This window comes from Streptococcus jiangnanensis (assembly GCF_040888325.1).
In the GTDB taxonomy this organism is placed as follows: domain Bacteria; phylum Bacillota; class Bacilli; order Lactobacillales; family Streptococcaceae; genus Streptococcus; species Streptococcus jiangnanensis.
Genome location: NZ_JBFNFF010000007.1, coordinates 70,581 through 81,995, shown reverse-complemented (window position 1 = coordinate 81,995; position 11,415 = coordinate 70,581). Strand labels below are relative to the sequence as shown.

At 40.8% G+C, this 11,415-nt stretch carries 9 protein-coding genes; all 9 read right to left on the bottom strand.

From position 1 onward, the window contains the following. Nucleotides 1-77: 77 nt before the first annotated feature. The gene (locus AB2B49_RS08555) at nucleotides 78-335 is read right to left on the bottom strand and encodes a DUF896 family protein (RefSeq protein ID WP_000371291.1); all 258 of its coding nucleotides are present in this window, start codon (nucleotides 333-335) and stop codon (nucleotides 78-80) included. 41 nt (nucleotides 336-376) lie between these two features. Then, entirely contained in the window at nucleotides 377-2,413 is a 2,037-nt protein-coding gene (gene glyS / locus AB2B49_RS08550) for a glycine--tRNA ligase subunit beta (protein WP_320692066.1), read from the bottom strand. A gap of 263 nt (nucleotides 2,414-2,676) precedes the next feature. Further along, on the bottom strand, nucleotides 2,677-3,594 hold the full coding sequence (gene glyQ, locus AB2B49_RS08545) for a glycine--tRNA ligase subunit alpha (RefSeq protein WP_000038733.1): 918 nt from the start codon (nucleotides 3,592-3,594) through the stop codon (nucleotides 2,677-2,679). Nucleotides 3,595-3,612: 18 nt separating this feature from the next. Beyond that, on the bottom strand, nucleotides 3,613-4,374 hold the full coding sequence (locus tag AB2B49_RS08540; RefSeq protein WP_061421194.1) for an elongation factor Tu: 762 nt from the start codon (nucleotides 4,372-4,374) through the stop codon (nucleotides 3,613-3,615). 272 nt (nucleotides 4,375-4,646) lie between these two features. Beyond that, nucleotides 4,647-5,489, bottom strand: coding sequence for an aldo/keto reductase (locus AB2B49_RS08535; protein ID WP_049504977.1), 843 nt, complete (start codon nucleotides 5,487-5,489; stop codon nucleotides 4,647-4,649). An 81-nt stretch (nucleotides 5,490-5,570) separates the two neighbouring features. Beyond that, nucleotides 5,571-6,962 carry a peptidoglycan-N-acetylglucosamine deacetylase PgdA gene (pgdA, locus tag AB2B49_RS08530; RefSeq protein WP_076984452.1) on the bottom strand — a complete coding sequence of 464 codons (1,392 nt, stop codon included), beginning with the start codon at nucleotides 6,960-6,962 and terminating at the stop codon, nucleotides 5,571-5,573. 103 nt (nucleotides 6,963-7,065) lie between these two features. Next, a complete protein-coding gene (ezrA, locus tag AB2B49_RS08525) occupies nucleotides 7,066-8,793 on the bottom strand; it encodes a septation ring formation regulator EzrA (RefSeq protein WP_049504973.1) in 1,728 nt (575 codons plus the stop codon). 80 nt (nucleotides 8,794-8,873) lie between these two features. Next, nucleotides 8,874-10,820 (bottom strand): DNA topoisomerase (ATP-hydrolyzing) subunit B, encoded by a 1,947-nt coding sequence (gene gyrB / locus AB2B49_RS08520; protein ID WP_000134077.1) that lies wholly within the window; start codon nucleotides 10,818-10,820, stop codon nucleotides 8,874-8,876. 13 nt (nucleotides 10,821-10,833) lie between these two features. Continuing rightward, the gene (locus AB2B49_RS08515) at nucleotides 10,834-11,397 is read right to left on the bottom strand and encodes an HAD-IA family hydrolase (RefSeq protein WP_049504992.1); all 564 of its coding nucleotides are present in this window, start codon (nucleotides 11,395-11,397) and stop codon (nucleotides 10,834-10,836) included. Nucleotides 11,398-11,415 lie beyond the last annotated feature (18 nt).

Here is an 11,415-nt window from a genome sequence, read left to right as displayed (position 1 = left end):
GCACCTTGCGGAGCGAGACGGACTAATAGTCACATAACAAAAAGGGTTTTGTAAATCATCTACAAGCCCCTTTCATTTTATGAGTTAGGATCATCTAAACTACGGCCGTGCAAACCTTTTTCACGTTGTACTTGACGTAGTTTTTCTGGTGTAACGTCATTGCCTTCCTCATCCACAATTTTGATTCCCTCGATGTGGTGACGAACAGAACGACGATAGCCTTCGATGTACTCCTCACGAAGTTTAGCTTGTTCCACTTTTTCAGCAGAAGTTAAGCCTTCTGTCTTTTTCTTTTTGGCAAGCTCATTGATACGAGCGATTTTTTTCGGATCCATTTCTTCTCCTTTGTGATAAGATACAGTTCGTTTGACTGAGTTTATTTGGTATTAATTTGGTTGAAACGTGCAAGTTTAGCTGCTTTCTTGGTTAATTGCGACAAGATTGCCAAACGATTTTGTCGAACAGTCTGATCTTCAGCCATTACCATGGTGTTTTCAAAGAAAGCATCAATAACTGGGCTAAGCGCAAAGAGTTGTTCTAATTGCTGACTTGCAGTTCCTGACAAAACGAGTGATTCTACTGCTTCCGCCAAGGCTTTCTCTTCTTCATTCTCAAAGAGAACAGGATCGATCGTGTCAGAACCTTCTGCCTTTTCAGCCAAGTTGAAAGCACGTGAGAGGGATTCGACAGACGATTTGAAATCTTCTTTCTTGCTTGCTTCGACAAGAGCACTTGCTGCTTCTAGCATATCCGCCACAACAAAGTTTGAACTTGCAAGAACTGCTTCCTTGATATCTTTTGGAGTAGAACCCATCATCTTATCGACACGAGCCTTGATAAAGTCCATAACCTCTGCCTTATTTTCATAAGTCAAGCTGTCAAATTTCAAACTGTAAAGGCTATCAATCAACTCATCCATAGCAATGTGCCAACCAAAAGCATCCAAGATACGAACCACACCTTGCGTCGCACGACGAAGGGCATACGGGTCATTAGAACCTGATGGAATCAAGCCTACTGAGAAGAAACTCAAAATCGTATCCAATTTGTCTGCAATGGCTAGAATGGCTCCCACCTTACTCTCTGGAAGAGCTCCGTCAGCTGATGTAGGCATGTAGTGTTCACGAATAGCAGCTGCCACCGCTGGAGTTTCTCCAGCAAGAAGAGCATATTTCTCACCCATAATTCCTTGGAGTTCATCAAACTCACCAACCATACCCGTCAACAAGTCAAACTTGTAAATAGCTGCTGCACGCGCTAGGTCAACTGTTTCATCCACTGACAAACCAGCTTTTTCTGCCAAGAGAATGGCAATCTGCCCTGTACGAATCATGTGTTCACGAAGGGAACCAATCTTCTCATGGAAAGTCACATGGTTCAATTTTTCAACAAGATCTGAAATGACCAATTTTTGGTCTTCACGCCAGAAGAATTCTCCGTCTTCCAAGCGGGCAACTAGGACTTTTTCATTCCCCTTGATGACATTTTCCAAATACTCTGCATTTCCGTTACGGACTGAAATGAAGTTTGGCAAGAGCTTGCCATCTTGATCACGAACAACAAAGTATCGTTGGTGTTCCTTCATCGAAGTCACCAAAACTTCTTCTGGAACGTCAAGGTATTTAGCATCAAAACTTCCCATAAAGGCAGTTGGGTATTCAACCAAGTTCAAGACTTCGTTCAGCAAGTCGGCATCAATTTCGATACGTACACCATGTTCAGCTTCAATTGCCTTGATTTGGTCAACAATCATTTGCTCACGTTCACGAGGATCCGCGATTACAAACTGCTTACGAAGATCTTCTTCGTAGCTCAAAGCTGACTGAATCTTGGTTTCTTGTCCTAGGAAACGATGACCACGGCTCACACGACCACCCTTAATATCAAGGAAATCCAAATCAAACTCTTCTTCATCTAAAAGAACAGTTAAAGTGTGTACGGGGCGGATATATTCAAAGGTGTTATTAGCCCAGTGCATGCTGACAGGGAAAGTTAGTGACTTCAAGACGTCTACTACACCTGGAACAATGGCTTCAACTGGTTGCCCCACTTCTTCCTTGGTAACATAGACATATTCTTCACCTTTGATTTCACGGAATTCAATATCTTCAACTGTCAAGCCTTTTCCACGGACAAATCCTTGAGCTGCTTTGGTGAAGTTTCCATCACTATCCAAGGCGATTTTCTTTGCTGGACCCTTGAAATCTTCTGTCAAATCAGACTGTTTGTCTGCAAGTCCAGTCACACGAACAGCCAAACGGCGTGGTGTGGAGAAGGTTTGAATAGCTTCAAAAGACAGGCGGTTTTCCTTGAGGAAGGCTGCCATTTTTTCACCTAGTTGTTTTTCGCTTGGAGTTACTACGTAGGCTGGTAACTCTTCAAGACCGAGTTCTACTAATAAGTTTTTTGTCATGTTTTTTCCTTTACATCTTCTTCAATCTTTTCTTTTGATATGCACCTTAGGTACTGGGGATGTCGCTAACTAACTTTTGTGAGTCTGTAAGGAAATCTTATACCAAATAAACTAAGATTTCCAACAGTCTCATCAAAGTGGATTTAGCTGACTGATTTTTGAACCCAAGGTTTCAAAAATCCCCACATAACAGTACGGCGGTGCATATCCCTCTAGCAAGTCTTAGACTTGCCTTTAACGATTTTAGAGCACAGTATTACTTACTATTCTGCGTCTTCTGCTAGGAGTTTAGCTCGTGTTGCTTCATCCAGAAGTGGGTAGCCTAGGCGTTTACGTTCTGCGACAAATGTTTTGGCTACGACACGGGCCAGGTTACGGATACGGGCGATATAGCCTGCACGCTCCGTTACGGAAACGGCACCACGCGCATCAAGCAGATTAAAGGTGTGTGAACATTTGAGAACATAGTCATAGGCAGGGTGAACCAAGCCTTCTTCCAAGGCACGACCAGCTTCCTTTTCAAACTTATCAAAGTTTTCAAGCAACATTTCTTGGTCCGAAATTTCAAATGAATATTTTGAATGCTCGTACTCAGGCTGGATAAAGATTTCTCCATATTTTACACCATCTGCCCACTCGATATCATAAACAGAGTCTACTTCTTGGATGTAAGAAGCCAAGCGCTCCAAACCATAGGTAACTTCCGCAGTCACAGGGCCCGTTGCCAATCCACCAACTTGTTGGAAATAAGTGAACTGAGTGATTTCCATCCCATCAAGCCAAACTTCCCAACCGAGACCTGCAGATCCAGTCGATGGATTTTCCCAGTTATCCTCAACGAAGCGAATATCGTGTTCCAATGGATTGATGCCCAATTTTTCCAAAGACTCAAGGTAAAGTTCTTGGATGTTTGATGGAGAAGGCTTCATAACCACTTGGAATTGGTGGTGTTGGTAAAGACGGTTAGGATTTTCTCCATAACGACCATCAGCAGGACGGCGTGATGGCTCCACATAAGCCGCATTCCATGGCTCAGGACCAATAGCACGAAGGAAAGTGTAAGGACTCATCGTCCCCGCACCTTTCTCATTATCATAAGCCTGCATCAGCATACAACCTTGGTCATTCCAAAATTGTTGCAAAGTCAAAATAATTTCTTGAAATGTTAATTTCTTAGACATTGAATACTCCTTTAGTTTTTATATTTCTTTTTCAATTAATTTCTGCTGAACAAACCAATTTAACAAGGGAAGAGTTTTATCTGTGTTTGCCCATAGATGATAAGAATCGAAGACCGCTTGTACACTACCTAGATTTTCTACCAACTTATCTACTGTCAAAAAACTACGCCAGTATTCGTAAAAAATACTTGCATAGTTCTTATCATAAGTAGAGGAACCAAAATCATTCAATGAATGCCAACCATACTTCTTCTGATAAAGTTCTACGAGAGATTGATTACAAATTTTTTCCGCTTGAAATTCCTCTTCTGTCAAGAAATACTTGCGACTAATATATTCAACCATCCCTTCTTCAAACCAGATGTAAGAGTCGTAACCATCAAAATCATCTGAAAAATGCTCCGACCAATGAGCTAACTCATGTCCTACAATCTGTAAGAGGAAATTTTCAGATAAAGAATGATAGTGACTTTCTATTGCTTGAGTTTGCTGAGAACGCTCGTAGTCCATCAACTGATACAAATACAGCTCTTTCCAAACAGTTAAATCAGGCGTCATAACCATTCGTCTATTATTTGTATAGGCAGGAACAGGAATTTCCCTAATAATCTGTGTAGCAGCATTAAAACCTGACCAAATGATGGCTTGCGGTAAATCGTAGACTGCAAGTTCATTCTTTAAAAAAGATTGATAAGCCTCCAACTTTTCAGTATTTCTTAATACAAAATCACGAAATGCAACTAGTTGGCTATCATCTTTTACAAGATAAAGGTTATCCACGACTCTCCTTTCTTTTACACACATAGGCTGAATAAACAAAAGAACCGCATCCGACAATCCTAGGTTGATTTAACCTAGGGGCGTCAGAAACGCGGTTCCACCCTAATTTATTACTTCATTGTTTTTAAAAATACGACAGAAAGCGCCAGTTTCTTACCTTGTCCTACTTGGCTCCCACTATCCCAAGCTCGCTGAAGAACGCCATAAGACTTTCTTTCCTGTTGAATATTATATCAGAAAGGTACAAAATTTACAATTCTTTTTCTTACTTTCTAAAAATCCATCTCATCCACACGAGGTGCGCCCGAAGTCACTGAAATTGTCTTTAAGACTTGTCGCTCGTCTTTGCTGAGTTCAATCCCAAAACAGTCAAGATTGCTCTGGATACGAGAGGCTGTCACTGACTTGGGTAGGGGTAAAAATCCTTCTGCCAAACTCCAAGCCAAGGAGATTTGAGCCACTGATTTCCCATGCTTATCAGCAATTTCTTGGACTTCTTTCTGTTCAAACAACTCTCCTTGTCCAAATGGCCCCCAAGCCTCTAAGAGAATTCCTTTCTCTCTACAGTAGTCAACCACTTCCTCTTGATAAACTCCTGGTGCCAAGCGCACCTGATTGACCGCTGGAATGACTCTTGCTGTCTCAAGCAAGGCATCCAAATGATGAGGAAGGAAATTACTAACGCCGATAGCACGGATTTTGCCTTCTTGGTAAAGATCCTCCATCGCTCTCCAGACTTCAGCATTGCGAGTTTTCCATTCGTCATTTTCTCTTAAAGGTTTTGGATTTGGCCAATGGATAAGGTACAAATCTAGATAATCCAATCCCAGTTTTTCCATTGATTCTTCAAATGCTTGGCGAGCTTCATCATAGCTGTGATTGGTATTCCAGAGTTTGGTCGTTACAAAGATTTCTTGTCTTGGAATACCGCTATCTCGAATAGCACGACCAACACTTTCCTCATTTTTATAGATAGCTGCAGTATCGATATGTCGATAACCATCCTTTAAGGCTTCTAAAACGGCTTGGTAGGCTACCTCTCCATTTTCAGCTTTCCATGTTCCAAATCCTAGTACAGGAATTGAAATTCCATTATTAAGGGTATAAGATTTCATCGTTTTTCCTTTCTATGTGAAGAAAATCTAAAGAAACAAAATCCTGATTATCAGAACACTTGCTCCTTTAGATTTTAAAAATTATTGATCACGATCGTAATAGATCTCGTGAGCTTTTAAGCGAGAATTGAGTAATTCAGGAACGGTCACAAATGTATACCCTTCACCCTTTAAATACTCAATAACACTTGGTAGAGAATTAACAGAAGGACCATGGATATCATGCATGAGAATGATAGAACCATTGCGAACCTGGCGCTGTATCTCTGTCAAAATGGCTGTCTCGTTTTTACTCTTCCAGTCCAAACTATCCACGTCCCACATGATGAAGCTTAAATCAAGGCCGTTTCGAATATCATCAGTGATGGCACCATAAGGTGGGCGCATCAGTTTAGAGCTTGATCCTAAAACTTGAGTTAACAGATCTTCTGTATCAGTGATTTGCTTTTTAGCATCTTCGAGCGAAAGTTGTGAAAGAACGGGATGACTCCAGCTGTGGTTTCCTACAACATGACCTTCAGACTTCATCCGTTTAAGGATGTCTTCATTACCAGCGATGTTTTTACCAAGTACAAAGAAGGTCGCTTTTACTTTGTACTTAGCTAATGTATCCAAAGCTTGTGTAGTTGTAGACGGATTTGGACCATCATCAAAGGTCAGTGCTACAACTTTTTTGTCTTTTTGTGCAAAGTAAGCTTGATAGAGTTCAGCATCTTTTTCTAATAGATAAGAGGACTCCAAAACATCAAAGAAACTGGATATGGGTAGAGCAATTTCCTCAACAGTCTCTCCAGGATTAGCAGGATAAAGGATGATTTGACTATCCTTATAATCAAAGCTCCAAGATGTCAATTCTTGGTCTGTGAAGCTCTTTATAACTTGATCAATTTTTGCCTGGTCAAGTTTCTTATCTTCTAGAGTTGTTTTGATTTGAGTCAGTAAGAGTTCCTTAGCCTTGCTAGCATCTTTGAAGAGTTTGCTAAGGTCAAAATCTTTCCCATCTTCAGTCAAGAAAATTTTCCCTAAGGAAGTCTTTTCTTTTTCTTCAACCTTTGATGCAGACAAATCGTAGACTTGCTTACTGATACTACGAGCAACAACTCCCTTTAAGACTGGGTCCAACTGCTCACTATAATAAAAGACCAAATCCTCTTTATCTTCCAGCTTTTCTTTGATATCCTGGTTGATTTTTTCTCTAACAGACGCAATGACTTCCTCTCCTTGCAGAGGGTAGTAGGCAATCACCTCAGCTTGACCTTTTCGGAAATGGTCCTTCTGACTACCTGAGTTGAATTGCTGGTCCTTTTCGCTTTTTAGCGCTTCAATTTTTTGTTCGTAAGATTGCTTTTGTAGTAGCTTATAACCAATAGCACTCCCTAATAGAATCGTAGCAATTCCTAAGATTCCAACAAGGGAAAGCAATAGCCTTCTCGTTTTATCGTGAGAAACACGTTTCGCTCTATTTTTTTTCATATTTCCATCATATCAAATCGAGGCTATTATTTCAATGATAAACAGGGATTCTGTCTTTTTTTAGGAAAATAAAAAAGCTTAGAAATCTTCTAAGCTTCTATTTTTAAAAACGAATCGCTTCACGTGTTTTCTCATATGAAGTTACAAAACGGTTTGTAACCCCTGGTTCAGCAACTTCCAAGGCTTGTGAAATTTTTTCAAATGATGCCTGGTAGTCAAACTCTTTTTCAAAAATTTCAAGCGCTTCGTTGAAGGCCTCTTGGATACGCTCATCAAATGAACGGTAACGGTTTGAGTATTGGAGTAGTTGCTCCGTCAAGGTTGCATATTGAACGATATCATAGGTTTCTGTTTCAAGTGCTTCCATATCATTTGTTGCAATTTCAAGAATTCGTTTAACCGATTCAATATTCACTTGTGGTTGTTCTAACTCTGCCATCAAATCTTCTGTGTTATGACTTGCAGTAAAGAAAAGTTTCAAGAAACTTTGAGGAATACCTGGCAAGTTTCTCTTCTCCATGTAACGTTTGATAGTATGCAAACGGTTCACATAGACATTTGCTTTTTGGCGAGCATTGAGGTCGTCTTTTTCAATTTGCGCAAGTCGTTCGCTAACAGAGATTTGCTCATCCTCTATATCCTTGAGGTTGCTTTGAAGCATTTCCAACTGTTCTTCAAGAGCAGAGTAGGCTTGTGTTGACTCACCTTGATCCTCTGTCACTTCCATGATTGCCGTATCAAATGCAGCCAATTCTGCTTGAAGACGACGAACATGATTTCCATCACTTTCAGGAAGAAGGTAGGTTTTAGTCAAGCGTTCAAGATCTTGAACAAGCACCTGATTATTTTCTTTCAAGTGGTTGAGATAAGTTGGTAATGTAGCAAGAAGACTTTCAACTACTTTTTGAGCTGCAATTTCACGAGTGAAGATATCATAAAGGGCGTTGATTTCTTCTTGGATGCGATTATTTTCATACTCTGCATTGTCCAACTCCAACTGACGGATGTTTTCTTGATTATTCTTCAAAGATTCATGCAAAAGTTGGAAACGAGACTCGATATCTGTTTCTGTAAAGTGGTAGTTGGCATCCAACAGCTTGCGATAGCCTTCTTCCAAATCTGCTAATTGTTCTGGCAGTTCCTTTGTCAAGGTTTCAACAAGAGCTGGAATTCGCTCAACGATGTGTGTCAAAGCAAGAATATGATTTTCAGTTGAATCAAGAATTGCTGCCGCTTCAACTGGGTCACCTGATGAATTTAGGGTAACAAATTGAGAGAATTCAGATTGGATGTTTTCCAATTGTTTCTCAATCTCAGGAAGGGCCTTCCCATATTTCTCCGAGTCTTCTGCAACGGTATGTTGAAGGGATTCAAACAAGTCCAAGGCATGAAGGACACGGCCACTATTCTTAGATTCTTGCTTTTCAAGTTCAGAAAGGGCATTGCGAATAGCTGCAATATCTTCTTCAATCAAGCCAATTTGGCTTTCAATTTGATCAATCTTGTGAGCAGCTTTGAAAAAACGGAAAGAATTATTGTAGCTTTCAGCTTCAAAGAGGTGATTTTCAATATCAGCAAATGAATTCAGAGATAAATCAACCCATTTTTGGTTCCATTCACGGAAGGTCACCTGACTTTGACCAATCAAGTGCATGTTTTTAACTGCTTCAACCTCATCATTTACAGGAAGGTTGTAGAGTTCTTCTTTTCTTTCTTCAAGGGCCGTTAATCTGCTTACATTACGCTTACGTAAAAAGATAGCTGTTACATAAGCTAAGATCAGAATGACTGCAATCGCAACCATTAGATAAATTAGTTGTCCATTAGACATATCAAACTCCTTTTATACTAGAAACAATCGTAATGATTATATCATATTTTTTAAACCAAGGGAACTATTTCCCACATTTTTTAGACGTCAAGTGTACTGTAAACAGCGTTTTCTTCGATAAATTCGCGACGAGGTTCTACTCGATCCCCCATCAACATATCAAAGATTTTATCTGCTTCGGCAGCATCATCTACCGAAACACGCGCCATCAAGCGATGTTCAGGATCCATGGTTGTTTCCCACAATTGGTGGTCATCCATTTCTCCCAAACCTTTATAACGTTGGATGGTTGGTTTTGAACGCCCTTCACTATGACGTGCTAAGGCTTCTTGGAGTTTAATTTCTTGATCTGCACCAGGTTGAATGTATTCTTTGATCTCACTTCCCACTTTAACCCCATAAATCGGTGGTTGGGCAATATAGACATAACCAGCCTCTAAGATTGGTTTCATGTAGCGGTAAATCAAGGTTAGCAGGAGAGTTCGAATGTGGGCTCCATCAACATCGGCATCGGTCATCAAAACGAGTTTTTGGTAACGAGCCTTAGTGACATCAAATTCTGCACCAAATCCTGTTCCCATGGCTGTGAAAAGACTTCGAATTTCTTCGTTTGCAAGGATTTTATCCATGCTAGCTTTTTCAACGTTCAAGATCTTACCACGAATTGGAAGGATAGCCTGGAACTCACGGTTACGACCAGATTTGGCTGATCCACCAGCTGAGTCTCCTTCGACGATGAAGAGTTCGGTTTCAGCTGGGTTGTTCGAAGAACAGTCTGCTAGTTTTCCAGGAAGATTGGAAATTTCCAAACCAGATTTCTTGCGTGTGACTTCACGCGCACGCTTGGCAGCTACACGAGCCTTGGCAGCCAAGATCCCTTTTTCCACGATACGCTTGGCGATCTGTGGATTTTCCATAAGGAAATCAGAGAAGGCATCGCTGAAGAGGCGATTGGTAATCTTGACTACTTCACTATTCCCCAGTTTGGTCTTGGTTTGTCCTTCAAACTGCGGATTTGGATGCTTAACTGAGATAACTGCTGTCAAACCTTCACGGACATCTTCTCCTGTTAGGTTATCTTCATTGTCTTTTAGTAGCTTATTCTTGCGGGCATAATCATTGATAACACGCGTCAGAGCTGTACGGAAACCTTGCTCATGTGTTCCACCTTCATGGGTGTGAATGTTATTGGCGAAACTCATAACGTTTTCGTGGTAACCGGTTGTGTACTGCATGGCTACTTCAACTGTGATATCATCCATCTCACCGTCTGTGTAGATTGGTGTATCAAAGATCACATCCTTGTTCTCGTTGATATATTCAACGTAGCTAGCAATCCCACCCTCATAGTGGTAATGTTTAGTCTGTTCGAGACCTTCACGCCTATCTGTGATGGAGATTCGAAGGCCTCGATTCAAAAAGGCTAGTTCTTGAATACGTTTGTTTAATTTTTCAAAGTCAAAAGTTGTTGTTTCTGTAAAAATCTCTGGATCTGGTGTGAAGTGAACTGTTGTTCCCGTTTTATCCGTATCTCCAACCACCTCAAGATCAGCAACAACATGACCACGACGGTATTCTTGGTAATGAATCTTACCATTTTTGTGGACATGAACATCTAGTTGCGTTGAAAGAGCGTTTACTACTGATGAACCTACACCGTGCAATCCACCTGAAACCTTGTAACCGCCACCGCCGAATTTTCCTCCAGCGTGAAGAACTGTAAAGACGGTCTCAACAGCGGGACGTCCTGTCTTTTCCTGAATATCAACAGGAATTCCACGCCCATCATCCACTACGGTGATGGAGTTATCTGGCTCTATAAAGACTTGGATGTGACTGGCAAATCCAGCTAGGGCTTCGTCAATTGAGTTATCAACGATTTCCCATACTAGATGGTGAAGACCTTCTTTTGAAGTCGATCCAATATACATACCTGGACGCATACGAACAGCTTCAAGTCCCTCCAAAACTTGAATTTGACTGGCATCATAATCCTGTGCCTGTTGATTTTTGATTTCTTCTGTCATTTTTTCCCTTTTCTTACATGTCTATTGCTTGTCTCAATGTCGCAACGTTATTAAAAAGATAGGCATCTAAGCCAGCAGCTTTACCTGCTTCTACATCAATATTTCTGTCACCAATGACCAAACCAGATGTAATATGATATTTATCACGTAAATAAATCATGGACTCAGGATCTGGTTTCCGTTTAAAGCCAGAACTGGCAGTCACCACCTCGGTGAAGTAGTTCGCTATCTGGGTCTTAGCAAGAAGTTCTAGCACTTGGTCATTTCGATGAGAAACTAAGAAATGGCGACCACCCTTGTCCGAAATGTCTTTGAGTAATTCTGGAATTCCCTCAAACAAAACTGGGTGCTCTAGCTCACGTGCTTCATTTTCTTTGTAGTGCTCTAAAAAATCCTCGATATCTGGAGCAAACTTCTCAATGGCAAAAGCTGTCGAAACCTTCAAGGCTTCGTAGACACAGTCGTGTTCTTGCTCTATTCCGTATTGGGCTAAGGTTTCTACAAAGGCTGCAGTAGAAGTCTCATAATTATCCAATAGGGTACCACCTAAATCCCATATATAGTCGTGATATTTCATACCCTTCATTATACCATT